The organism is Kitasatospora sp. NPDC059646 (assembly GCF_042734615.1).
GTDB lineage: Bacteria > Actinomycetota > Actinomycetes > Streptomycetales > Streptomycetaceae > Kitasatospora.
On the sequence record NZ_JBHWDS010000018.1, the window covers coordinates 63,256 to 88,159 of the forward strand.

General features: G+C 74.0%; 19 protein-coding genes. 13 read left to right on the forward strand and 6 right to left on the reverse strand.

Annotated elements, in window-relative coordinates; translation table 11 throughout:
- Positions 1–115 precede the first annotated feature (115 nt).
- A complete protein-coding gene (locus ACFV1L_RS15455) occupies positions 116–1,753 on the reverse strand; it encodes a helix-turn-helix domain-containing protein (RefSeq protein ID WP_380366100.1) in 1,638 nt (545 codons plus the stop codon).
- A 230-nt stretch (positions 1,754–1,983) separates the two neighbouring features.
- Between ACFV1L_RS15455 and aspS the strand changes: the two genes are divergently transcribed.
- Positions 1,984–3,300, forward strand: coding sequence for an aspartate--tRNA(Asn) ligase (aspS, locus tag ACFV1L_RS15460; RefSeq protein ID WP_380366101.1), 1,317 nt, complete (start codon positions 1,984–1,986; stop codon positions 3,298–3,300).
- Between the two features lie 164 nt (positions 3,301–3,464).
- Here aspS and ACFV1L_RS15465 read toward each other — a convergent pair whose 3' ends face one another.
- Positions 3,465–3,953, reverse strand: a complete 489-nt coding sequence (locus ACFV1L_RS15465; RefSeq protein ID WP_380366103.1) for a hypothetical protein — start codon at positions 3,951–3,953, stop codon at positions 3,465–3,467.
- A gap of 184 nt (positions 3,954–4,137) precedes the next feature.
- Between ACFV1L_RS15465 and ACFV1L_RS15470 the strand changes: the two genes are divergently transcribed.
- The 3 genes from ACFV1L_RS15470 to ACFV1L_RS15480 all read left to right on the forward strand — a co-directional run bounded on the left by ACFV1L_RS15470 (position 4,138) and on the right by ACFV1L_RS15480 (position 6,882).
- Positions 4,138–4,683: an FHA domain-containing protein gene (locus ACFV1L_RS15470; protein WP_380366104.1), complete on the forward strand. Its 546-nt coding sequence runs from the start codon at positions 4,138–4,140 to the stop codon at positions 4,681–4,683.
- A gap of 75 nt (positions 4,684–4,758) precedes the next feature.
- Positions 4,759–5,193 carry a MarR family winged helix-turn-helix transcriptional regulator gene (locus ACFV1L_RS15475; protein ID WP_035865044.1) on the forward strand — a complete coding sequence of 145 codons (435 nt, stop codon included), beginning with the start codon at positions 4,759–4,761 and terminating at the stop codon, positions 5,191–5,193.
- A 414-nt stretch (positions 5,194–5,607) separates the two neighbouring features.
- Positions 5,608–6,882, forward strand: coding sequence for an MFS transporter (locus tag ACFV1L_RS15480; protein ID WP_380366212.1), 1,275 nt, complete (start codon positions 5,608–5,610; stop codon positions 6,880–6,882).
- Here ACFV1L_RS15480 and ACFV1L_RS15485 read toward each other — a convergent pair.
- The gene (locus tag ACFV1L_RS15485) at positions 6,879–7,421 is read right to left on the reverse strand and encodes a GNAT family N-acetyltransferase (RefSeq protein WP_380366105.1); all 543 of its coding nucleotides are present in this window, start codon (positions 7,419–7,421) and stop codon (positions 6,879–6,881) included. The two genes, ACFV1L_RS15480 and ACFV1L_RS15485, sit on opposite strands and share 4 nt — an antisense overlap.
- Before the next feature lie 52 nt (positions 7,422–7,473).
- Here ACFV1L_RS15485 and thpR point away from each other — a divergent pair, with 52 nt between their 5' ends.
- Positions 7,474–8,013 (forward strand): RNA 2',3'-cyclic phosphodiesterase, encoded by a 540-nt coding sequence (gene thpR / locus ACFV1L_RS15490; RefSeq protein ID WP_380366107.1) that lies wholly within the window; start codon positions 7,474–7,476, stop codon positions 8,011–8,013.
- A 33-nt stretch (positions 8,014–8,046) separates the two neighbouring features.
- Here the strand turns inward: thpR and ACFV1L_RS15495 are convergent, their stop codons facing one another.
- Entirely contained in the window at positions 8,047–9,813 is a 1,767-nt protein-coding gene (locus ACFV1L_RS15495; protein ID WP_380366108.1) for a beta-galactosidase, read from the reverse strand.
- 94 nt (positions 9,814–9,907) lie between these two features.
- Here ACFV1L_RS15495 and ACFV1L_RS15500 point away from each other — a divergent pair, with 94 nt between their 5' ends.
- Both ACFV1L_RS15500 and ACFV1L_RS15505 read left to right on the forward strand, forming a co-directional pair.
- Positions 9,908–10,762, forward strand: coding sequence for an AraC family transcriptional regulator (locus ACFV1L_RS15500; protein WP_380366110.1), 855 nt, complete (start codon positions 9,908–9,910; stop codon positions 10,760–10,762).
- A gap of 226 nt (positions 10,763–10,988) precedes the next feature.
- Complete coding sequence (locus tag ACFV1L_RS15505; RefSeq protein ID WP_380366112.1) at positions 10,989–11,981, forward strand: aldo/keto reductase; 993 nt, start codon at positions 10,989–10,991, stop codon at positions 11,979–11,981.
- A gap of 151 nt (positions 11,982–12,132) precedes the next feature.
- Here the strand turns inward: ACFV1L_RS15505 and serC are convergent, their stop codons facing one another.
- Together serC and ACFV1L_RS15515 are read right to left on the reverse strand one after the other, a co-directional pair.
- Positions 12,133–13,257, reverse strand: coding sequence for a phosphoserine transaminase (gene serC / locus ACFV1L_RS15510; protein ID WP_380366114.1), 1,125 nt, complete (start codon positions 13,255–13,257; stop codon positions 12,133–12,135).
- A 181-nt stretch (positions 13,258–13,438) separates the two neighbouring features.
- Entirely contained in the window at positions 13,439–14,539 is a 1,101-nt protein-coding gene (locus tag ACFV1L_RS15515) for a citrate synthase 2 (RefSeq protein ID WP_380366116.1), read from the reverse strand.
- A 402-nt stretch (positions 14,540–14,941) separates the two neighbouring features.
- On the opposite strand from ACFV1L_RS15515, the gene pdxH reads away from it, so the two are divergent.
- From pdxH to fxsT, 6 genes are all read left to right on the forward strand, one after another.
- Positions 14,942–15,577, forward strand: coding sequence for a pyridoxamine 5'-phosphate oxidase (gene pdxH / locus ACFV1L_RS15520; protein WP_380366213.1), 636 nt, complete (start codon positions 14,942–14,944; stop codon positions 15,575–15,577).
- 205 nt (positions 15,578–15,782) lie between these two features.
- Complete coding sequence (locus ACFV1L_RS15525; protein WP_380366118.1) at positions 15,783–15,953, forward strand: hypothetical protein; 171 nt, start codon at positions 15,783–15,785, stop codon at positions 15,951–15,953.
- 44 nt (positions 15,954–15,997) lie between these two features.
- Entirely contained in the window at positions 15,998–18,397 is a 2,400-nt protein-coding gene (locus tag ACFV1L_RS15530) for an FxsB family cyclophane-forming radical SAM/SPASM peptide maturase (protein WP_380366120.1), read from the forward strand.
- 138 nt (positions 18,398–18,535) lie between these two features.
- Positions 18,536–19,327: an aminoglycoside N(3)-acetyltransferase gene (locus tag ACFV1L_RS15535; RefSeq protein WP_380366122.1), complete on the forward strand. Its 792-nt coding sequence runs from the start codon at positions 18,536–18,538 to the stop codon at positions 19,325–19,327.
- A gap of 102 nt (positions 19,328–19,429) precedes the next feature.
- Positions 19,430–20,680: a TIR-like protein FxsC gene (locus ACFV1L_RS15540; protein ID WP_380366124.1), complete on the forward strand. Its 1,251-nt coding sequence runs from the start codon at positions 19,430–19,432 to the stop codon at positions 20,678–20,680.
- Positions 20,681–20,801: 121 nt separating this feature from the next.
- Positions 20,802–24,803: an FxSxx-COOH system tetratricopeptide repeat protein gene (fxsT, locus tag ACFV1L_RS15545; protein ID WP_380366126.1), complete on the forward strand. Its 4,002-nt coding sequence runs from the start codon at positions 20,802–20,804 to the stop codon at positions 24,801–24,803.
- Positions 24,804–24,904: the final 101 nt, after the last annotated feature.

Genomic DNA, 24,904 nt, shown 5'->3' on the forward strand with positions numbered 1-24,904 from the left:
GGGTGTTCGGTGCGGGGCGACGGGACGGGCGGGCCGGAGGGTGCGGGACGGCGGGCGAGGGCGGTGGCGGCGCCGCGGCGGTGTCCGGACACCGTTCCGGCGGTCCGATGCGGTGTCAGGACGCGCCCGGGTCCCGGTGGTCGAGCAGTCGCAGCTGGAGGTGGGCGAGCAGCCGGGCGTCGGGGTTGTCGACGTCCAGGCCGGAGACCTTCAGGACCTTGTTGTGGAAGCGGTTGGCGAAGGTGGTGCGGGCCACGCCCAGGGAGTCGGCGGCGCGGCCGAGTTCGCGGGAGTGGTCGAGGTAGGCGTGCAGGGCGTCCAGCAGGCCGCGGTCGCCGCCCTGTTCGGCGTGGGCGACCAGCCGGGACACCGAGGTGCGGACCGGCAGCGGCAGGTCGCGCAGGGTCTCCAGGACGTGCTGCAGGGCCACCGCGTCGGCGACCTCGTCGACGGTGGCGCAGTCGGGGCCGGTGCGGCCGAACCGGAGCCCGCTCAGGGCCAGGTCGGCGGACTCGCGGGAGCGGGAGGCGTGGTCCAGCCGGTCCTGGACCGGGCCGAGGCCGGCCAGGACCGGGGTCCGCAGCCGGGCGGAGAGGTCGGCGACCAGGCGGCGGCCGAAGTCGGCGACCTGGAGTTCGGCGGTGGGCCGGTCGGCCGCCAGGCCGGCCAGCAGGACGAGCACGCCGTGCTCGGCGGGGAGCACCAGGGAGCTGCGGCCCGGGCCGGCCGGGTGCCAGCCGGCCAGCCGCTCCAGCCGGACCCGCAGGTCGTCGTCGACCGGGCCGGCGGTGCCGACGGACAGCACGGCGCAGGGGCGGTCGGCCGGCATGCCGCTGTGCCGGGCGAGCAGGGCGCCGGAGCCGCGGCCGTCCAGCACCGAGCGGGCGGCCTCGGCGAGCAGTTCGCTGCGGCCGTGGTGCCGGGAGCGGTGGTGCAGCAGGTGGGCGGCGGCCAGCCGGGCGGCGACCTGCAGGGCCTCGGCGGCGCTGTCCTGGAGCCGGCGCCCGGACAGGGCGGCCACCCAGATCGAGCCGAGGCGTTCGCCGCCGGCCTGGACGGCCACCGCCATCCGTTCGGGGACGTCGCCCTCGGCGCGGCGGTGCAGCACCTGGTCGGTGGACCAGAGTTCCTTGAAGAACCCGCCCTCGGTCATCGCCCGGCGGCGCTCCTCGGGGACCTGCCCGGTGGAGATGGTGAGGATCCGGATCGGGTCGAGGTCGGCGCTCTCGGCGTAGTGGGCGAGCACCCGGGAGTCCGGGTCCTCGACGGTCACCGCGCCCTGGACCTGGACGGCGATCAGCCGGGCCAGGCCGCCGAGGTCGCCCAGCGGCACGTTGGCGCTGCCCGGGACGGGGCCGGTGGCGGCGGCGGCCCGCAGGGTGGTGATCAGCCGCGGCCAGTCCACCCAGGCGGTGCGGAACAGCAGGGCCGTCCCGGCCCGCTCGGCGACCGTCCGCAGCTCCTGCTTGCGCCCGCCGTCGCGGGCCCCGCGCAGCACCACGCCGGCCACTCCGGCGTCCCCGGCGGCGCGCAGCAGTTCCTCGGCCGCCGCGCCGTGCGGGTCGACGCCGACGCCGACCAGCAGGTCGCCGCGGCCGGCCGGGCGGTCGAGCGGGTCGAACACCACCACCTGCCGGACGGGCGCCTGCGCCCGGGGCAGCGTCGTCGTCTCGACCAGCGGGCCGACCAGGTCGATCAGTTCCTCCAGGGACTGCGGCCGTACCACCGGCCGGTCCCACGCGTCCTCGTCCATCCGGACGACCTCCCCAGGTGCGCATGCGTGACGGTGCGTCAGTTCGCCGTGGCCGCCGCCGAGTCGGGCCATCGTAAGGCCCCGGTGCGGGTCCGGCCAGGTCGGGCGCGGCGGAAAACCGGAGGTGCCGGGGGTCGGTGGGCGGTTAGCGTGGGCGCGTCCTCGGGCGGCTGTCTACCGCTCTTCTCGTGGCGCGAACAACGCGCCCGCAACCCAGGGAGTTGCTGGTCATGGTTCGAACCCTCGTCGGTGAGTTGGGGTCCGCGGTGGACTCGACGGTGACGGTCAAGGGGTGGGTGAACACGCTGCGGCTGCAGAGCAGGATGCAGTTCGTGGTCGTGCGGGACCACACCGGCATGGTGCAGGTGACGCACCGGCGCGGGGGCGAGGGCGACCGGCTGGACGAGGTGCTGCGGGGCCTGGCGCCGGAGTCCGCGGTGGAGGTCACCGGCAAGGTGGTCGCCAACCCGGTGGTGAAGCTCGGCGGGCTGGAGCTGGTGCCGGAGCGGGTCGAGGTGGTGTCGGCCGCCGAGCCGGGCCTGCCGATCGGCGCGGAGACCGGGCCGGAGCAGCGGCTCAACTGGCGCTTCCTGGACCTGCGGCGGCCCGAACGGCGGCTGGTGTTCGAGGTGCAGACCACCGTCGAGCAGGCGATGCGCGAGGTCGCCGCCGAGGAGGGCTGCATCGAGCTGCACACGCCGAAACTGATGGGCACCGCCTCCGAGTCCGGCGCCGAGGTGTTCGAGGTCGGCTACTTCGACCGGACGGCGTACCTCGCCCAGTCGCCGCAGTTCTACAAGCAGATGGCGATCGCGGCCGGCCTCGACCGGGTCTTCGAGATCGGCCCGGTGTTCCGCGCCGAGCCGTCCTTCACCTCCCGGCACGCCACCGAATTCACCGGCGTGGACGTCGAGTTGGCGTGGATCGACTCCGTCGGGGACGTGATGTCCTTCGAGGAGCGGATGCTGCGCCGGGTGCTGGAACGGGTCGCCGAACGGCACGGCGAGCAGATCGGGCAGCACTGGGACACCCGCGTCGTGGTGCCCGAACTCCCCTTCCCCCGGCTGACGATGGCCGAGGCCACGGCGAAGCTGCGGGCCGCCGGCTGGGACCGGGACGGCGTGCGGGAGGACCTCGACCCGGAGGGCGAGCGGCTGCTGAGCGCGCTGGTCGCCGAGGAGTACGGGCACGAGTTCGTGTTCGTCACCCGGTTCCCCGCCTCGGTGCGGCCGTTCTACCACCTGCGGCCCGCCGACGACCCGACCGTCACCGACTCCTTCGACCTGCTGTGGAAGGGCGTGGAGATCACCACCGGCGCGCAGCGCGAGCACCGGCACGGCCGGCTCGTCGCGCAGGCCCGGGAGAAGGGCATGGACGCGAGCCCCGAAGGGCCGCTCGGCCGCTACCTGGACTGCTTCCGCTACGGCATGCCCCCGCACGGCGGCTTCGGCCTGGGCCTCGGCCGGGTGCTGATGCTGGCGCTCGGGCTGCCGTCGATCCGCGACGCGGTCTTCCTGTTCCGCGGCCCGAACCGCCTGGAGCCCTAGGGCCTGTCCTCAAGCCCCCGCCTGCCCCACAGCGCGCCCCGGCCCTGGCGGGCCGGGAGGTGCCCCGAGCACGCACTCTCGCCGCCCGGCACGCCGAGAGCACGCCCCGGACGCCGCGGGGCTGCGGCGCGGGTTCGAAGACGGGCCCTGGCCCGCACGGGAGTTCAGCGGCGGCTGCGGGCCGCCCCGGCCGGCCACAGGACGTGCACCGGCACCCCGGCGGCCCGGGCGGCGGCCACCATGTCGGCCGTCCCGCCCGGGCCGTTGCCCGGGCCGCCGTCCCACACGGCGACCAACTCATCGGCGAGCGCCAGCAGTTCCGCGTTGGCGGCGACGTAGGCGGCGTCGTCGAGCACCGCCGCGGGCAGCACCAGCGTGCGGTGGGCGGCGGCGCGCAGCCGGACGAAGTCGGCGAGTTCGGCGGGCGCGGCCTGCGGGCCCGGGCAGCCCGGGCCGGGCAGCACCGCGACCAGGCGGCCGCCGCGGGCCAGCACGGCGTCCGCGAACAGCGTGTCCGCGCCCGGCGCGAGGCACGAGACGCCCGTCAACTCCGCTGCGGGGAACGGCGCGAGGAACTCGTCGAGGGCGGCGCGCACCGTCCGGGCGGTGTCGGCGGTGAGGTCCAGATGCCCGGTCACGGCGAACACGGGCATGGCGGGACTCCTTCGTGCGGCGGAACGTGCTGCGCCGGATCCTGCCAGGACTGCCGCGCCGGCCGGGCGACTTGACGACCAATTCGCCGAAAAGCCCACGGCGGGAGCGCAGTCGGGCAACTCCGCAGGCCGGGCGTACGCCGCACGCTGGACAGCCGCGCCCCGCCCGGCCGACAATCGCGCCATGAGCGCTCAGGAGTTCGGCACCCGACTGGCCCGCCCCTCGCAGGCCGAGCGGGACAGCGCGCTGGAGGTGCTGCGGGACGGCGTCGGCAGCGGCCGGCTCTCCCACGACACCTTCATCCGCCGGATGGAGCTCGTCCTCACCGCCCGCAGCCGCGCCGAACTCGCCGAGGTGGTCGGCGACCTGCGCACCTACGGCCCGGTCTCCCGGCTGCTGCTGCGCACCGTCGCCAAGGTCTCCGCGCTGAACGTCCGCCTGCGGCAGACCTGGCAGGCCGAGCAGCTCACCCTCCTGCGGCTGCCCGACCCGGCCGTGCGCCGCCTGCTGATCGGCCGGATGACCGGCTCCGGCCTGCGCCTCGGCGACGCGACCGTCTCCCGGCGCCACGCCGAACTGCGCCACGAGGACGGCGACTGGGTCCTCTACGACCTCGGCTCCAGCAACGGCACCTTCGTCAACGACCGCCGGGTCGCCGGCGGCACCGTCGTCCGCCCCGGCGACCGCCTCCGCTTCGGCCGCCTCGGCTTCCACCTCAGCGCGGACTGACCCCTTCCGCCGCCGGCTGCCGGGCGTGATCGAAATCAATTTTCTTTAGCTTCGGTAATGACGTAGGCTAAGGACATGCCCGAGATGTCCGAGGACGACCTGGTGGCGGTCAGCCAGCTGCGGTCGTCCGCGATGCGTTTGGCCCGGCGGTTGCGACACCAGCGGGTCGAGGAGTCGCTGAGCCCCACCGAGATGGGGGTGCTCGGCACGCTTGCCCGGTGCGGCAAGGCGACGCCAGGCGAGCTGGCCCGCAAGGAGCACGTCCAGCCGCCGTCCATGACCAGGATCATCGCGATGCTGGAGGAGAAAGGCCTGGTGCGGCGGGAGCCGCACCCCGAGGACCGCCGACAGGTGGTCGTCAGCAGCACCGAGGAGGCGGAGCAGATCCTCAACGAGTCCCGCCGGCGGCGCAACGCCTGGCTGGCGGAGCTCGCCGAGGGCCTCGACGAGGACGAGTGGGAACGGCTGAAGGCAGCCGCGCCCGTGCTCTACAAACTGGCCCACCTGTAACCGCCACCGCACGCAAGGACCGCGCTCTCAGGGCGAACGAAGGAGAACCGCATCACCGCAGCACCCACCAGCGCCACACACCGCGCCGCGACCGTCCGAACGGTCGCGGCGCGTCGAGGGGAGAACACTGTGACACCGCCGGCCGCCCGCGCCGCCGCGATCCGCACCGCGACCATCCGCACCGACTTCCGCACCGACCCCCGACGCATCACCCGCCCCGCCGGGCAGCGCACCGACGAGCCGTTCGCCGACGAGACGGCCGCCGCCGAACCCGCGCCCACCGGCGCACCCGCCGCGCAGAGCCAGGCGCCCGCCCCCGCGGGCCTGCCGGGCAGCGGCGACGACGACCCCGAGGAACGCACCGCGGCGGAGACCCCCGCCGCTTCGCCGGGCCGGTTCACCCGCCCGGGAGGGATGTTCTCGTCCCTGCGCATCCGCAACTACCGGTACTACTTCGCCGGCCAGGTCGTCTCCAACACCGGCACCTGGATGCAGCGCATCGCCCAGGACTGGCTGGTCCTCAGCCTCACCGGCAGCCCCTTCGCGGTCGGCATCACCACCGCCATGCAGTTCCTGCCCATGCTGCTGTTCGGCCTGTGGGGCGGCGTCCTCGCCGACCGGCTGCCCAAGCGCCGCCTGCTGATCGCCACCCAGGGCGCGATGGGCCTGCTCGCCGCCGGCCTCGCCGTGCTCACCGTCACCGGCCTCGTCACACCCGTCGCGGTCTACCTGTTCGCGCTGCTGCTCGGCCTGGTCACGGTGGTCGACAACCCGACCCGGCAGGCCTTCGTCAGCGAGATGGTGCCCGCCAAGGACCTGGCCAACGCGGTCAGCCTGAACGCCGCCAACTTCCAGACCGCCCGGCTGGTCGGCCCCGCCGTCGCCGGCGCGCTGATCGCCGCGGTCGGCAGCGGCTGGGCGTTCGGCGTCAACGCGCTGTCCTTCGCCGCCGTCATCGGCGGCCTGCTCGCCATGCGCAGCAGCGAACTGCGCCCCGTCGAGCGGATCGCCCGCGAACGCGGACAGCTCCGCGAGGGCCTGCGCTACGTCCGGGAACGCCCCGAACTGCTCTGGCCGATGGTGCTGGCCGGCTTCATCGGCACCTTCGGGTTCAACTTCCCGACCCTGCTGGCCGGCTTCGCCAAGGACACCTTCCACGTCGGCGCCGGCGCGTACGGCCTGCTCAACACCGCGATGGCGGTCGGCTCGCTGACCGGCGCGCTGCTCGCCGCCCGGCGCGGCGCGCCCCGGCTGCGCCGCCTGGTCTTCGCGGCGCTGGCGTTCGGCGCGCTGGAGGTGATGGCCGCGTTCGCGCCCGGCTACTGGACGTTCGCGCTGCTGCTGACCCTGATCGGGGTGTTCGGCCTGACCTTCAACACCTCGGTCAACTCGGCGCTCCAGCTCGGCACCGACCCCGAGATGCGCGGCCGGGTGATGGGCCTGCTGGTGCTGGTCTTCACCGGCGGCACCCCGATCGGGGCCCCGCTGGTCGGCTGGATCACCGCCCAGTACGGTCCCCGCCTCGGTCTGCTCGCCTGCGGCCTGGTCTCCGCCGCGGCCGCCGGCGCGGTCGCCCTGGTGCTCGGCCGGATCAGCGGCCTGCGCCTGCGGCTCGACCCGCACCCGGTGCGGGCCCGCGGCCGGGTGTTCTCGGTGGTGCAGAAGGGCGACCTGGCGACCGCCTGCTAGGGAGCCCAGTGGTCCGCGCCCACGCGCTGTTCCAGCACCTGGCCGGGCCACGGGCCGGTCGGCCGGTCGACGGTGAACGCGGCGGTCCGGGTGAACCCGAGCCGCTCGTACTGCTCGACCAGCCGGCCGTCGCCACCGGCCCAGCAGTCCACCCGGAGCAGATCGATGCCGCGTTCGCGCGCCACCCGCAGGGCGTCCGCGACCAGCGCGGCCCCGATGCCGGAGCCGCTGTGCGCGCGGTCGGTGACCAGCCAGCGCACGTACAGCTCCCGCTCCGGCACCGGCGGGGCGTACGACGGGGCCTCCTCGGCCAGGACGCACACGCCCAGCGCGTCGCCCCCGCCGCCCGCCCGCTCGGCGACCCGGACCAGCTGCTCGCGGCACGCCTGCTCGGCCCGCGCCACCGACTCCGGGCGCTGCGACCACGGCACCGAACCCCACTGGCCGGTGCGGCCCTGCGCGGTCAGCCAGGCGACCGCGCCGTCGATGAGCTTGAGCAGGTCGGGGGCGGAGTCGGGACCTCCGGTACGGATGCGCATGGCGTCTGTTCTATCCGGTGGCGGCCGCCGGGCGGTAGGGCAGGATGACGGGATGAGGCTCTTCGTCGCCGTGAATCCGCCCGTCCGCGCCACCGGGGAGCTCGCCCGGGCGACCGCGCTGCTGCGGGAGCTGCCCGGTGCGGACCGGCTGCGCTGGAGCGAGAGCGCCGGGTGGCACCTCACGCTGGCCTTCCTGGGCGACGTCTCCGCGGACGAAGTACCGGAGATCTCAGGGAAGTTGGCGGGCGTCGCGGCCGGGAACCCGCCGCTGCGGCTCCGGCTGGCCGGTGCGGGGACGTTCGGCGACCGGGTGCTCTGGTGCGGGGTGACGGGCGCGACGGCCGCCCTGCGGCGGCTCGCCGAGGCCGTCCGCGACGCGCTCGACGTCACGGACGACCACCGGTTCCACCCGCACCTGACACTGGCCCGCAGCCACGACGGCGCGCGCGGGATGCGGGCGATGGCGGACGCGATGCAGGACTTCCGGGGCGTGGAGTGGGAGGCGGGACGGATCCACCTGATGCGCAGCGAGACCGGGTTCGGACCGGCCCGCTACACCGTGGTCGACAGCTGGCGGCTGGCGGACCGGTGAGAGCGCACCGCCTCCCACCGGTCCGTACCCCGGCTAGCCCAGTTCGGGGGCCTCGCGGAGCTCGACGCGGGACGGCGCGGCCTGGCCGAGCTCCAGCAGGGTGAGGGTGTTCGCGCCCTCGCGGAGGACGGGCTGCGGGCAGTAGAGGGTGACTTGGGGGCCGCGGCGGTCGTAGCGGCCGAGCAGGAAGCCGTTGACCCAGAGGTAGCCGTGGTCGCCGTCGGGGACGGCGAGGAAGGCGTCGCCGGTGGCGTCGAGTTCGAAGTCGCCGCGGGCGAGCGTCTCGGGGGCCGGCTCGCCGGGGGCGTAGGCCGCGGCGGGCAGCGGGTCGAGGGCGAGCGGCTGGGCGTGCCAGCCGTGCAGGTACTGGCGCTCGTGGCGGACGCCGGTGATGCCCTTGGTCTCGCCCACCAGGGGGCCGTAGTTGACCCGGCCGAGCGATTCGACGAGCAGGGTGACCCGGTCGCCGCCGGTCGCGGTGACGGGCTCGGCGGCGACGCCGCGTTCGAGGGCGGCGGCGTGCTTGCCGGCCACCTGGAGGGAGGCGCGGTCGCGCAGCCCCTCGACGGTGAGCGGCCGGGCGTCGCTGATCGCGGGCACCGTCGTGGTGTAGCGGACCAGACCGTGCTCCAGGCCGAGTTCCTCGAACAGCGGCGGCACGGGGGAGGCCACGGACTCGCCGAAGGGCAGCTCGGCGAACTCGGTGAGGGCGACCTCGCGGGCCGTCAGCACCGGGGCGGCGGCCGGGAGTTCGGGCGTCCGGCCGTCCAAGTAGCGCACCAGCGAGGGGTTCTCGGCGGCGAAGTCGGCGATGACCCGGCGGAAGGCGTCGAACTTGGGGCCGGGCAGGCCGCGTTCGTCGAGGGCGGCGTCGTAGTCGTAGGAGGTGGTGGTCGGCTGGTACGGGGAGTGCGTCCAGTCGGTGGAGTTGAACGGAGCGTCCTCGTGGTTGGCGCCGGCGGTGGTGCCGAAGTTGGTGCCGCCGTGGGCCATGTACAGGTTGACGGAGCCGCCGGCGGCGAGGATGCGGCGCAGCGCGTCGGCGGCGTCGGCCGCGTCGCGGGTGTGGTGCGGCTTGGCCCAGTGGTCGAACCAGCCGTTCCAGAACTCCATGCAGAACGGGGGGTCCTCGGGACGGTGGCGGTGCAGCGTCTCGAAGGCGGTCTCCGGGTCGGAGCCGAAGTTGACGGTGGCGAGGACGCCGGGGAGGGTGCCGCCGCCGAGCATGTGGTCCTCGGGGCCGTCGGAGGTGAACAGCGGGACGGTCACGCCGCGGGCGCGCAGGCCGTCGGCCAGGTGCTGGAGGTACGCCTTGTCGCTGCCGTGCGAGCCGTACTCGTTCTCGACCTGGACCATCAGCACGGTGCCGCCCGGCCGCCCCCACTGCCGTTCGACGACCTGCGGCAGCAGCACGTCGAAGAAGGCGTCGACGGCGGCCAGGTACGCGGGGTCGCTGGTGCGGGCGCGCCGGCCGACCTTCGCGGTGAGCCAGGCCGGCAGGCCGCCGTTGTCCCACTCGGCGCAGATGTACGGGCCGGGACGGACGATCGTCCACAGGCCCTGGCGGTGCGCCTCGTCCAGGAACGCGCCGAGCTCGTCCAGGCGCTCGAAACGGCCGGGGGCGGGCTCGTGCAGGTTCCACGGCACGTACGTCTCGACGGTGTTCAGGCCCATCGCGCGCAGGGCGGCGAGGCGGGCGGGCCACTGCTCGGGGCGGGTGCGGAAGTAGTGCATCGCGCCGGAGAGGATGCGCAGCGGGCTGCCGTCGAGGCGGAAACCGGTCGAGTCGTAGGTGAGCATGCGTCCTAGCCTGCAAGAAGGCACCCGCCCGGACCATGGACAAAGCCCGGCGGCGTGTTGGACTTGTCCCGGGAGAATCCGCGGACGGAGGACGATGGAGCGCTGGTGGCACTACCTGACGCCCGGTCCGGCGCAGCTGGCCACCGGCCTGGCGTGCCTGGGCGTGGGCCTGCAGCGCGGGCGGCTGCCGGTGGTCGGGCCGCGGGTGCTGGACCACTGGGTGGCCGTGGTGGTCGGGGCGGGCCGCGGCTGGTACGCGCTGCCGGGCGGCCGCCGGCTTCCGGTGGCGGCGCCGGCGGTGCTGTGGCTGCGGCCCGGGGTGCCGCACCACTACGGGCCGGACGCGGACGGCTGGGCCGAGTCCTTCGTGGACTTCACCGGCGAGGGCACCGCCGGCTACGCCGAGCTGGGGCTGCTGCCGGAGGCCGAGGTGGTGCCGCTGGACTCCGCGGAGGCCGCGCAGCGGGTGACCGCCCGGATCGCCGCGATCTGCCGCCGGGGCGGGCCGACGGCGGTGGCGGAGGCGTCGGCCGCCGTGCACGAGCTGCTGGTGGAGCTGCACCGGCACCGGGCCGACCTGGGCCCCGAGGGCGCACCCGTGATGGAGCTGCTGCGCCGGAACGCCTGCCTGCCGCTGTCGGTGGCCGAGCACGCCCGGCGGGCCGGCCTGGGCGTGGAGGAGCTGCGCCGCGCGGTGCGCGCGCAGGGCGCGGCCGGCCCGAAGGAGTACCTGCTGACGGTCCGGCTGAACGAGGCCAAGCACCTGCTGGCGGCCAGCGAACTGCCGGTCTCCACGGTGGCCCGCCGGGTCGGCTACCAGGACCCGGCGTACTTCACCCGCCTGTTCACCCGCCGGGTCGGGGTCGCCCCGACGGTGTTCCGACAGCGGGAGTTCCGCGGCGGCGCCGTGCCGGCGGAGGCCGGCCGGGCGGACCCGGAGCAGGGGTAGGCCGGGCGACCGTCTAATCTCGTGGGGTGGACCCGAAGACCCGTATGCGGATCGTGACCGGCGCGTTCGTCCTGCTGCTCGCCGTGGTGATCATCAGCGCGCTCGTACAGAAGTAGCCGCGGCCGTTCCGGCGAACCGGCCGGTTCGTGGGCGGCCGATCCGTAGGGTGGGGCGCGGTGCGGGCCCGAGCGAGGGGCCCGCCGCGACGCATGGGGGCGGATCTTTCATGGAGTACACCAGGCTCGGCCGCAGCGGGCTGACGGTGTCCCGGCTGGTGCTCGGCACGATGAACTTCGGCACGGAGACCTCCGAGCGGGACAGCCACGCGATCATGGAGCGGGCGCACGAGCACGGCATCAACTTCTTCGACACCGCGAACGTCTACGGCACCCGGCCGGGGGAGACCTCCACCGAGGAGATCATCGGCCGCTGGTTCGCCGGCTCCGCCGAACGCCGGGACCGGACGGTGCTGGCGACCAAGGTGTTCATCCCGACCGGCAGCCGCCCCAACGAGGGCGGGCTGAGCGCCCTGCACATCCGGCGGGCCTGCGAGGACTCGCTGCGCCGGCTCGGCACCGACCACATCGACCTGTACCAGATGCACCACATCGACCGGCACACCCCGTGGGACGAGATCTGGGAGGCGTTCGGCGTCCTGCGCCAGCAGGGCAAGGTGCTGTACTTCGGCTCCTCGAACTTCGCCGGCTGGCACCTGGCGCAGGCCCAGGAGGCGGCCCGCGACCGGCACTTCCTCGGGCTGGTCGCCGAGCAGTCCCGGTACAACCTGATGACCCGCTGGGCGGAGCTGGAGGTGCTGCCGGCCGCCCGGCACTACGGCATCGGCGTGATCCCCTGGGGCCCGCTGAACAGCGGTCTGCTCAGCGGCGTGCTGCGCAAGCGGCGCGAGGGCACGGCGGCGCGCGGCGGCAGCGGGCACTCGGCGGCGGCGCTGGCCGAGCACGGCGACACCATCGAGGCGTACGAGAAGCTGTGCGCCCGGGCCGGGGCCGACCCGGCGCACGTGGGCCTGGCCTGGCTGCTCGCCCAGGACGGCGTCACCGGCCCGATCATCGGCCCGCGCACCGTGGCGCAGCTGGACGGCTCGCTGCCCGCCCTCGACCTGGTGCTGGACGCCGACCTGCTGGCCGAGCTGGACCGGCTGTTCCCGCCGCCCGGCCCGAACGGCGGCGGCCCCGCGCCGGAGGCGTACGCCTGGTAGCGGCTCAGGCCCGGTCGGGCTCGACGGGCCGTGGGCCACGAGCACGGGTGGGCGCGATCGGCGACCCGGCCGACCTGCTCGGCCTCGCGGTGGCCCGACCCGGGAACGACGAAGGCCCCGGTCCGCGGACCGGGGCCTTCGGGGGCGGGTGTCAGTCGTTCAGGTGCTCGACCACGTAGTCGATCGCGCCGGTGAGCTTCTCGACGTCCGCCGGGTCGATCGCCGGGAACATCGCGATCCGCAGCTGGTTGCGGCCCAGCTTGCGGTACGGCTCGGTGTCCACGATGCCGTTGGCACGCAGTGCCTTGGCGACCGCGGCGGCGTCCACCGACTCGTCGAAGTCGATGGTGCCGACGACCTGCGAGCGCTCCTCCGCCTTGGCGACGAACGGCTGCGCGTAGGAGGACTTCTCGGCCCACGCGTACAGGATCGAGGACGACTCGGCGGTGCGGGCGACCGCCCAGTCCAGACCGCCCTGGCCGTTCAGCCACTCCAGCTGGTCGGCCAGCAGGAAGAGGGTGGAGATGGCCGGGGTGTTGTACGTCTGGTCCTTCGAGGAGTTGTCGATCGCGGTCGGCAGGTCGAAGAACGGCGGGATGTACCGGCCGGAGGCGGCGATCTCGGCGGCGCGCTCCAGGGCGGCCGGGGAGAAGGTGGCCAGCCACAGGCCGCCCTCGGAGGCGAAGGACTTCTGCGGGGCGAAGTAGTAGACGTCCGTCTCGCGGATGTCGACGGGCAGGCCGCCGGCGCCGGAGGTGGCGTCGACCAGCACCAGCGAGCCGGCGTCCGCGCCCTCGGGACGGCGGATCGGCATGGCGACACCGGTGGAGGTCTCGTTGTGGGTGAGCGCGTAGGCGTCGACGCCCGCCTCGGCGACCGGCAGCGGGTGGGTGCCCGGCTCGGTCTTGATGACGGTCGGCTCGGCCAGCCACGGGGCGGCCTTCACGGAGGAGGCGAACTTGGAGGAGAACTCGCCGAAGTTCAGGTGCTGCGACTTCTCGCGCACCAGTCCGAACGCGGCGATGTCCCAGAACGCGGTGGAGCCGCCGTTGCCGAGCACCACCTGGTAGCCCTCGGGCAGCGAGAACAGGTCGGCGACGCCCTGGCGGACGCGCTTGACGACGTTCTTGACCGGGGCCTGACGGTGGGAGGTGCCCAGCAGGGAGGTTCCGGTGGCGGCGAGGGCACTCAGGGCCTCGGGGCGCACCTTGGAGGGGCCGCAGCCGAAGCGGCCGTCGTTGGGCAGATTGTCGGCGGGGATCTGAATCTGAGCCACCCCCGCACCCTATCGCCCCGGATTGCCCCGCAGTACGGCCGTCCGGCCGATGAGACGTGATCTTCCCGGCACCGGACAGCCCTCACCGGAGCACGCGCCGCCCCTGGTCAGGGGCTGTGCGCGTGCCCGGCGGCGGAGTCGGAGGTGCTGACGGCCCGTCAGTTGTTCACCTGATCGGGTGTCAGCGCGCGATCTGGTCCCAGCCCTCGATCTCCTGCGGCTTGCGGCTGCCGGGGCCGACGTAGCGGGCGGCCGGGCGGACCAGCCGGCCGGTGCGCTTCTGCTCCAGGATGTGGGCCGACCAGCCGGCGGTGCGGGCGCAGGTGAACATCGAGGTGAACATGTGCGCCGGGACCTCGGCGAAGTCCAGCATGATGGCGGCCCAGAACTCGACGTTGGTGGCCAGCACGCGGTCGGGGCGGCGGTTGTGCAGCTCCTCCAGCGCGGCCTTCTCCAGCGCCTCGGCGATCTCGAAGCGCGGCGCGCCGAGCTCCTTGGCGGTGCGGCGCAGCACGCGGGCGCGCGGGTCCTCGGCGCGGTAGACGCGGTGGCCGAAGCCCATCAGGCGCTCGCCCTTGTCGAGGGCCTTCTTCACGTAGCCGACCGCGTCGCCGGTGCGCTCGATCTCCTCGATCATGCCGAGCACCCGGGACGGGGCGCCGCCGTGCAGCGGGCCGGACATCGCGCCGACCGCGCCGGACAGCGCCGCGGCGACGTCGGCGCCGGTGGAGGCGATGACGCGGGCGGTGAAGGTGGAGGCGTTCATGCCGTGCTCGGCGGCGGACGTCCAGTAGGCGTCGACGGCCTTGACGTGCTTCGGGTCCGGCTCGCCGCGCCAGCGGATCATGAACCGCTCGACGATGGTCTCGGCCTTGTCGATCTCGCTCTGCGGGACCATCGGCAGGCCCTGGCCGCGGGCGGACTGGGCGACGTAGGACAGCGCCATCACGGCGGCCCGGGCGAGGTCGTCGCGGGCCTGCTCGGCGGAGATGTCCAGCAGCGGCTTGAGGCCCCAGACGGGGGCGAGCATGGCGAGGGCGGACTGCACGTCGACCCGGATGTCGCCGGAGTGGACCGGGATCGGGAACGGCTCGGCGGCGGGCAGGCCCGGGGCGAACCTGCCGTCCACCAGCAGGCCCCACACGTGCCCGAAGGAGACCTGGCCGACCAGGTCCTCGATGTCCACCCCGCGGTAGCGCAGCGCGCCGCCCTCGCGGTCGGGTTCGGCGATCTCGCTCTCGAAGGCGACGACACCCTCAAGGCCGGGTACGAAGTCCGACATCAGAACGGCTCCTTCAGTGATCCGACACGACGTGCGGCCGTGGTGGGGCGGCACGCCGGTGACCGATGGTGGTTGGCACTCGGTGCCAGAGTGGCAGGCACGGAGTGCATTGCGCCATACACCACGACGGTGATGTTTCCCCCACGGGCCGCTCGAACCCCTGTCGTCTCCGGCATCGTCGGCGGATTTTCCGGGGCGCTCCGGTGAAAACCGGACGATTCCCCGGGCAGCGGGTCGGGTTGCGGTGGCGAGCCACCCTATCCCCGCGAGTTTGCCCGGACGCAGCGGCGCTCGGCGCTTGTCGTACGGGATGATGTCGGCGTGCCTACCGCGGAACGCCACAGCCACCCGAGCGCCCTGTCCACGCCCGCCGAGGAACGGCCCGGACCGGACCTGACGGTGATGCGCAAGCATTACCAGCACGAGGGCCTGTCCGAGGACCAGCTCGCCGACGACCCCTTCCGGCAGTTCGCCCGCTGGTTCCACGAGGCGGTCGAGGCCGGCGTCGTCGAACCCAACGCCATGGTGGTCTCCACCGCCGACGCGGACGGCGTGCCGTCCTCGCGCACCGTGCTGCTCAAGGGCTACGACCCGCGCGGCTTCGTGTTCTTCACCAACTACGGCTCCCGCAAGGGCGCCGACCTGGCCGCCAACCCGAACGCCTCGCTGCTGTTCCCGTGGATCGCGCTGGCCCGCCAGGTGGTGATCGGCGGGCGGGTCGAGAAGGTCGGCCGGGACGAGACCGCCGCCTACTTCCGCACCCGCCCGCACGGCTCCCAGCTCGGCGCCTGGGCCAGCGAGCAGTCCAGCCCGGTGGCCGGGCGCGAGGTGCTGGAGCAGCGCTACGCGGACCTGGCCGCCCGCTACCCGGAGGGGGAGGGCGGCGTGCCGGTGCCCCCGTTCTGGGGCGGCTACCGGGTGGTCCCGCGCACCGTCGAGTTCTGGCAGGGCCGGGAGAACCGCCTGCACGACCGGCTGCGGTTCGTCGCGGAGCCCGGCGAGGGCGGCGGCTGGCGGGTCGAACGGCTCTGCCCCTGACGTTTCGGCGGAGAGTCGAAGATCGATTCTGACTGATCGTCAACTCGCCGCCGGTCACGGAGAGTCCGGCCGCCACGGATGGGTCAAGATTCGGTGGTTTAGCTTCGGCTGACGCGGGTAGCGCGGGTACGCTGCGGGTGGGTGAAATTCTCGGCACAGGACGCCGAGGCCTGTCTCGCGCCGGCAGGCGCAGAAACGAGTCATCATGGTCGCCGCCACCAAGCCCGCCGACAGCGCGCGCGCCGAGGAGTCCGCTCCCTCGCTGGCAGCTCTGGCCTCCCTCGGTGCCGAAGAGCTCACCGCCGAGCTCTACCGAGCCCTCCCCGGCGGGGATTCCGGCCAGGTGGCCGTCGCCGCCTTCAACTCCTCCATCTGACCGGCCGACCGAGCGCAACCGACGCGACGTCACCCCCGATCCCCGTGCCGCGCCCGCTGGTGCCGTTCTCGCAGTACGTGATCAAGATGCACGCACGCTGCGATCTGGCCTGCGACCACTGCTACGTCTACGAACACGCCGACACCAGCTGGCGCGGCAAAGCCCGTGCCACCAGCGAGGCGGTGCTGGCCCGCACCGCCGAACGGATCGCCGAACACGCCCGCGCCCACCGGCTGACCGCCGTCCACGCGGTCCTGCACGGCGGCGAGCCGCTGCTCGCCGGACCGGCCCTGCTCGGCCGCGCCGCCGAACTGCTGCGCGCCGCCCTGCCCGCCGACTGCGCCCTCGACCTGCGCATCCACACCAACGGCGTGCTGCTCTCCCCGCGCTTCCTCGACCTGTTCGCCGCCCACGGCATCAAGGTCGGCATCTCGCTCGACGGCGACCGGGCCGCCAACGACCGGCACCGCCGCTTCGCCGACGGCCGCAGCAGCCACGCCAAGGTGCTCGCCGCCGTCGAACTGCTGCGCCGCCCCGCCCACCGGCACCTGTACGCCGGGCTGCTGTGCACCATCGACGTGGAGAACGACCCGGTCGCCGTGCTGGACGCACTGGTCGCCCTGGAACCGCCCCGGGTGGACTTCCTGCTCCCGCACGCCACCTGGGACCAGCCGCCGAAGCGCCCCGCCGGGATGGGCGCGACCCCGTACGCCGACTGGCTGATGGCCGTCTACCGGCGCTGGGAGGAACTCGGCCGGCCCGTCCCGGTGCGCACCTTCGACTCGGTGCACCGGACGCTGCGCGGCCGCTCCAGCCTCACCGAGTCGCTCGGCCTGGACCCCGCCGACCTGGTGGTGGTGGAGACCGACGGCTCCTTCGAACAGGCCGACAGCCTGAAGACCGCCTACGACGGCGCCCCCGAGACCGGGTTCACGGTGTTCGACCACACCCTGGACCAGGTCGCCGCGCACCCCGGCATGGTCGAACGGCAGTCCGGACTGGACGGCCTCGCCGAGCAGTGCCGCGGCTGCCCCGTGGTCCGCTCCTGCGGCGGCGGCCTGTACGCCCACCGCTACCGGGGCGACGGCTCCGGCTTCCGCAACCCCTCCGTCTACTGCGGGGACCTGATGCGACTGATCACCACCATCCGCGACCGGATCGCCCCCGTCGCGGCCGTCCCCGCCCAGGACGCGCCCGGCGCCGCGCTGACCGACCGCCAGCTGGACGAGCTCGCCGGCGGACACGGCGGCGCCGACACCGTCCGCGCCCTGGCCCGCGCCCAACTCGGCCTCACCCGGCGGCTGGTGGCCGCCGTCGGGGCCGCCTCCCCGGCCTGGCCGCTGGTCACCTCGCTGGACGGCGCCGACACCGCCGCCCTGGACGCGGTGCTCGCCCACCCGTACACCCGGGCCTGGGCGGTGCGCTGCCTGCAGGGCGAACCCGGCGCCGACCTCGGCGGGATGGCCGAACTGGCCGCCGCCGCCGCGCTGCGCGCCGGCCGGTCCTTCGAACTGGCGCTGCCGGTCCGCACCGGCGCCGTCCACCTGCCCACCCTCGGCCGGGTGCTGGTCGGCGGCGCCGGCGAGACCGTGCTGACCGGCGACGCCGAGGGGTTCGCGGTCGGCGGCCGGCGGATCGACTGGGACACCCCCGCGGACGCGCACTGGCAGCCGGTGCGGCGCACCGCCCTCGCCGACGGCTGGACGCCCGCGCTGGAGGACACCGACCCGCAGCGCGACAGCCACCAGTGGCCGGTCGCCGACCGGCTGCCGGAGGACGAGTACCTGGCCTGGGCCGGGGCGCTGCGCGAGGCCTGGGAGCTGATCGGCCGCGACCTGCCCGGCCACGCCCCCGGCATCCGGGCCGGCCTGTCCACGCTCACCCCGCTGCGGCCCGGCCCGGCCGGCCGGGACGTGTCCGCCGCCGCCCGGCAGGCGTTCGGCGCGGTCGGCATCGCCCGGCCCGCCACCGCACCCACCCTGGCGCTGCTGGTCGCGCACGAGTTCCAGCACGTCAAGCTGGGTGCGGTGCTGGACTTCCACGACCTGTACGACCGGGCCGACGAACGGCTGTTCCACGCACCGTGGCGGCCCGACCCGCGCCCGCTGGAGGGCCTGTTCCAGGGCACCTACGCGCACCTTGCGGTCACCGAGTTCTGGACCACCCGGGTCCGGGCCTACGACGGGCTGCGCAACGGCCCCGCCCAGCACGCCCGGGTGCAGCTGGCGACCTGGCGGGCGCACACCGCCGCGTCGATCGCCACGCTCGCCGACTCCGGCGCGCTCACCCCGCTCGGCGTCCGCTTCGTCGAACGGATGCGCACCGCCGTCGAGCCCTGGCTGGCCGTCCCGGTCGGCCGGGCCGCCGAGGACGCGGCGCGGGAGGCCGCCGCCGAGAACCTCGCCCAGTACCGGGCCCGCGCGGCCGCCGCCGGGCCGCGCTGAGCGGCGGCTTCGCGAACCCTCGTCCAACACCACCAGAACGACGCACCACCGGAAGCCGAACGGTGAGCCCCGGAACGGGAGTTCACCGCTGCGGCCGATAGGGTTGGCGGCTTCGACCCGCGGCTGTGGGAGGCCCCGTTGTACTCCGTTGCGGAGCTCGTCACGGATCTCGACAAGCTCGGCGTCCGGCCGGGGGAGACCCTGCTGGTCCAGGCCTCGCTGCGAGCGATCGGACCGGTCGTGGACGGCGCACCCGGGGTGGTACGGGCGCTCCGGGAGGCGCTCGGGGCGGAGGGCACGCTGGTCGTGTACACCGCTACACCCGAGAACTCCCGGACCTCCTCCTACTACCGCGCCGCCACCGCCGGCCTCACCCCCGCCGAACTGCGCAGATACCACGCCGCGATGCCCGCCTGGGACGCCGCAGACACCCCCGCCTCGCCCACCATGGGGCGGCTCGCCGAGGAGGTGCGGCTGCTGCCCGGGGCGCTGCGCAGCCGCCACCCGCAGACCTCGTTCACCGCGATCGGCCCCCGCGCCGAGCACCTGACGGCCCGCCACCCGTGGCGCAGCCACCTGGGCGAGGAGTCGCCCGCCGGGCGGCTCTACCGGGACGGCGCGCGGTGCCTGATGATCGGCGTCCCGGTGTGGTGCTGCACCCCGCTCCACCTGCTGGAGTACTGGCAGCCGGGCCGGCAGGCGCAGCAGTACCGGTGCGTGGTGCGCACCCCGGCCGGCGAGCGGCGCTGGCGGTCCTTCACCGGGGTCCGGCTGCAGGACGAGCACTTCCCCGCGATGGGCGAGGTGCTGGCCGCCGGCCTGGCCGACGTGCTGGAGTCCGGGCCGCTCGGCGACGCCCACTGCTACCTCATGCCGATCCGCGAAGCGGTCGATCTCGCTGACAAGTGGTTCCGGGGCAGGCAGAGTTGACGCACCATCGGATCAAGGCCCTATTCCATTCGGACGGCCGCCCTTCCTACACTTGAGTCCCTTTCGGGGAACAGGTGACAGGCGGGCTCGGGGGAGGCGCGTGTGAACAGCCCAGCGGGCCGGGGGAAGGAAGCACCGAGGCCGTACTTCTTCCTCAGCTACGCGCACACGCCGCGGGTGAACTCCCGGGGCGCGGCGGACCCGAACCTCTGGGTGGCGAAGCTCTACCAGGACCTGTGCGAGGCGATCCTCCAGATCACCGACCTGCCGGCCGGCCACCCGATCGGGTTCATGGACCGCTCCATGCACCAGGGCCAGAAGTGGGCCGAGCGGCTGTCCAGGGAGCTCGCCAACTGCCGGGTGTTCGTGCCGCTGTACTCGCCGCGCTACTTCAAGTCCGAGGCGTGCGGCCGGGAGTGGCACCTGTTCACCCGCCGCTCGGTCTACCAGCGGCGCCCCACCTCGGAGCGGATGACCGGGATAGTGCCGGCGCTGTGGGTGCCGATGGACCACTACCCGCTGCCCCGGGTGGCCGGTGAACTCCAGTTCAACCACGACAGCTTCGGCGGCGACTACGCCGCCGAAGGCCTGTACGCGCTGATGAAGATCGCCGCCTTCAGCTCGCAGTACCACACGGCGGTCTGGCGGCTCGCCCAGCGGATCGTCGACGTCGCCGAACAGACCGTCATCCCGGCCGGCCAGGTGCTCGACTTCGAGTCCCAGCCGTCCGCGTTCGACCCGCCGGACGTCGCCGACAAGGTCCGGATCTCGGTGTACTCCTACCGGCAGCCCGAACTCCCGCCCAACCGCAGCGGCGCCTGGTACGGCGAACAGCGCACCGACTGGCAGCCGTTCCGCCCGGACTCCACCCGGCCGCTCGCCCAGGACGCCGCCGACGTCGCCCGGAACATGGGATTCCAGCCCACCGTACGGGAGTTCGAGGAGGAGTCGGAGTACCTGCTGACCGGCGAACGGCCGTCCGCGCCGTGCGTCCTGCTGGTCGACCGGTGGGCGTTCCTGGACGGGCGGCGGGTCGAGGCGGTGCGCCGGCTGGACCGGCGCAACCTGGGCTCGGTCGCCATCATCGAACCCTGGAACCGCGAGGACCAGCAGAGCCGCGACCACGAGCGGATGCTCAACGAACTCGGCGACAGCGTGCTCGCCGTCAGCCGCGGCGCCCTCCAGAAGCCCAGCCTGCGCGACGACGCGGCCGCCGGCGCGCCCGGCAGCCTGGAGGAGTTCCGCGGCGAGATGGAACGCGCCGTGATGCGCGCCTGCACCGCCCACGAGCAGCACTACCGGGACCGGCCGGCCGAGCCGCCCGAGGACCGCAGACCCAGCATCGGACCCTAGGCCCGGACCGCCCCGCGGGGCGGAGCGGGCGACCAGCAGGACGCCGGACGGTCGGGACTCCGTCCGGCGGCACGGCGTGCGGGAACACGACGGGCACCAAGGGCCCGGGGGAGGGAACGTCATGACCGAGAGGCCGGCGAAGGGCCCGCAGATCCAGGCGCGCCGTCGCGACGCCACCGTGGAGAACCGCCACGGACGGATCGTCACTTTCTACTCCTACAAGGGCGGCACCGGCCGCACCATGGCGCTGGCCAACACGGCCTGGATCATGGCCGCCAACGGCTACCGGGTGCTGGTCGTCGACTGGGACCTCGAAGCCCCCGGCCTGAGCCAGTTCTTCCGGCCCTTCCTCAACCCGGAGATCGTCGGCGCCACCACCGGCATCATGGACCTGTTCGGCGACTACCTCGAAGAGGCCCGCCGCCCGGTCGACCGGGACCCGGACTGGATCGAGGACTTCGCCCGGATCCAGTCCCACGCGCTCTCCCTCGCCTGGCCGCACTTCCCCGGCGGCGGCCGCATCGACCTCGTCCCGGCCGGCCAGCAGAACCGCGACTACTCCGTCGCCCGCCTCGACTGGGACCTGCTCTACGAGCGCTACCAGGGCCGCCGCTTCATCCAGTCGCTGCGCGCCGACATGAAGCGCCGCTACGACTACGTGCTGATCGACAGCCGCACCGGACTCACCGACACCGCCGACATCTGCACCGTCGAGATGCCCGACGACCTGGTGGTCTGCTTCACCCTCAGCGACCAGTCCATCGACGGCGCCTCCCGGATCGCCCGGGTCATCGAGGACCGCTACGGCGACCGCGACATCCGCATCCTGCCCGTCCCGATGCGCATCGACGAGGGCGAGAAGGAGAAGGCCGACGCCGGCCGCGCCCTCGCCCGGATCAAGTTCGCCGGCCTGCCCGCCGGCTTCGGCGAACCCGACCTGGCCCGCTACTGGGCCGGCGTCGAGATCCCCTACCGGCCGTTCTACGCCTACGAGGAGATCCTCGCCCCGTTCGGCGACCAGCCGGGCCTGCCCGGCTCCATGCTCGCCGCCAACGAGCGGCTCACCCGGGAGATCACCCAGGGCCGGGTCGCCGGACTCCCGCCGATGGCCGAGGACCTGAGGCTCCGTCACCTCGACGGCTTCGCCCGCCGCCGCCCCACCGCCCCCGCCGACCTGTACCTCAGCTACGTGCCCGAGGACCGCGCCTGGGCGGACTGGATCTCCGCGCTGCTCACCGACGCCGGCTACCGCGTCGTGCCGCGCGACCTCGGCGCCGGCGCCAACCCGCGCGAGGCCACCGGCCGCGGCATCGACTCCGCGTACCGCACCGTCGCCCTGCTGTCCGCCGCCTACCTGCAGTCCCCGCAGGCGCAGGCGCTGTGGGACCGCACCGTGCTCGCCGACCCGGCCGGCGCCCGCCGCCAGCTGATCCCGGTCCGGGTCTCCGACGTGCGCCTCAACGCGCCCTACAACAGCCGCAACCCGGTCGACCTGATCGGCCGCGACGAACAGGCCGCCGCCACCGTCCTGCTGCGCGCCCTCGGCCGCACCGAGACCGAACTGCCCGACCGCACCCCCGGCGCGCCCCGCTTCCCCGGCACCAAGCCCACCTACTGGGAAGTCCCGCAGCGCAACCACTCGTTCACCGGCCGGGTCAAGGTCCTCGACGACCTGCGCGCCCAGCTCGCCGGCGGCACCACCGCCGTGCTGCCGCCGCCGCAGACCCTGTACGGCCTCGGCGGCGTCGGCAAGACCCAGGTCGCGCTGGAGTACGCGCACCGCTACATGTCGCACTACGACCTGGTCTGGTGGATCGACGCCGAGCAGAGCGAGAACGTCGCCGTCGGCCTCGCCGAACTCGCCGGACGGCTCGGCCTGCGCGTCGGCGAGAACGTCAACGAGGCCGCCCAGTCCGCCCGCGACTCGCTCCGCCAGGGCCTGCCCACCCCGAACTGGCTGCTGATCTTCGACAACGCCGACGAGCCCGGCGAGATCCGCCGGTTCTTCCCCGACGGCCCCGGCCACATCCTCGTCACCTCTCGCAACCAGGGCTGGTCCGGGCAGGCCGGCGTGCTCAACGTCGACGTCTTCGACCGCACCGAGTCCGTCGACCACCTCACCCGCCGGGTCCGCGGCCTCACCCGCACCGACGCCGACCGGGTCGCCGAGGCCGTCGGCGACCTCCCGCTCGCCGTCGAGGTCGCCGCCGCCTGGCTGGAGACCACCCGGACCCCGGTCGACACCTACGTCAACCAGCTGAAGGCCGAGGCCACCAAGGTCCTCGCCGCCGGCGAGACCCCCGTCGACTACCCCACCCCCGTCGGCCTCACCTGGAACGTCTCCATCACCCGGCTGCGCGAACAGTCGCCGGCCGCCGTCCGGCTGCTCGAACTGTGCGCGTTCTTCGCACCCGAGCCGATCTCCCTCAAGCAGTTCTTCTTCTCCGAGCAGATGCGCCTCGCGCTCTACCCGTACGACGAGGAACTCACCGACACCTTCCTGCTCGGCAAGGTGCTGCGCGCCGTCAGCCGCTACGCGCTCGCCAAGACCGACGCCGGCTCGGACTCCTTCCAGGTGCACCGACTCGTCCAGGCCGTCGTCCGCAGCGGCATGAACGAGGCCGAACGCAACACCGCCATGCACCAGGTCCACCGCATCCTGGTCAACGCCCGGCCGTCCCGCGGCGACACCGACGACCCCGCCAACTGGCCCACCCTGGAAGCGATCTGGCCGCACCTCACGCCGTCCCGCGCGCAGGACTGCGACGAGAAGGACGTCCGCGAGATGCTCATCGACCGGGTCCGCTACCTGTGGAAGCGCGTCGACCTCGACCAGGCCCTGCAGCTCGGCCGCCAGCTCGACGCCAGCTGGACCGCCCGCGCCGAGGCCGAGACCGACCTCGGCGAGCAGCGGCTGTGGCGCCGCCAGATCTACAGCCTGCGGTTCCAGGTCGCCAACGTGCTGCGCTCCCAGGGCTTCTACAACGACTCCCTGACGCTCAACCAGCAGACCCTCGACGGCCAGCGAGAACTCCTCGGCGAACACCACCCGTACGCCCTGATGACCGCCAACTCGATGGCCGCCGACCTGCGCTACCTCAACCGCTTCCAGGAAGCCCTCACCCTCGACCAGGACACCTACAACCAGTTCATCGAACTGTTCGGCGAGGACGACCCGCGCACCCTCTCGGTCGCCAACAACCTCGCCATCGACCACCGCCTGGTCGGCAACAGCGTCGCCGCCCGCGACCTCGACCAGGACACCGTCGAACGCCGCTCCGCCGTCCTCGGCGCCCGCCACCCCTACACCCTCAGCTCCAAGTCCAACCTGGCCCGCGACCTGCGCGAGATGGGCGACTACAAGGGCTCCGCCGAACTGCTCCGCGAAGTCACCGAGACGTTCGCCGCGGTCGACGCCTCCGGCCTGCCCGAGGAACTCCGCAACGCCAAGTCGCTCGCCGTCTCCCTGCGCCGCGCCGGCCAGTACGCCGAAGCCCGCGAACTCACCGAACGCACCTACGAGCGCTACGTCGACCTGTACGGCCCCGAGTTCCCCGACGCGCTCGCCTGCCGGCTCAACCTCGCCGCGGACTTCAGCGCCGCCGGCGACAAGGAGACCGCCCGCGACATCGCCACCGACGCCTACGAGGGCCACCGCCGGCTCCTCGGCGACGACCACCCGTTCACCTTCGCCTGCGAGAACAACCTCGGCATCTACCTGCGCGGCTCCGGCGACCTCGAAGGCGCCGTCGAGCACGGGCGCTCCGCGGTCGAGGGCCTCACCCAGGTCCTCGGCGCGGACCACCCGTTCACCCTCAACGCCGTCATCAACCTCGCCAACGCGCTCGCCGAGAACCGGCAGCTCGACGAGGCCGAACAGCTCGGCCGCGCCGCCTACGACGGCCTCGCCGCCCGGTACGGGGCCAACCACCCCGACACGCTGGTCTGCCAGGCCAACCTCGCCATCACCCTCCGCGGGGCCGGCCGCCGCAGCGAGGCGGAGAGCCTGCGGATGCAGGCCGTCGCGGCGCTCGTCGAACTCTTCGGCGAGGAGCACCCGTCGGTGGTCGCGGCCCGGAGCTGGCAGCGGAGCAACCGCGACCTGGAGCCCCAGCCGCTGTAGGGAGGGGGCGGGAGGGGGGTTCCGGGGGCGCCGGGTGGCCCCCCCCGCCGGCAGGCTAGCGGGAGCGGGCCACCGGGATGCGGGAGAGAAAACGATGTGGG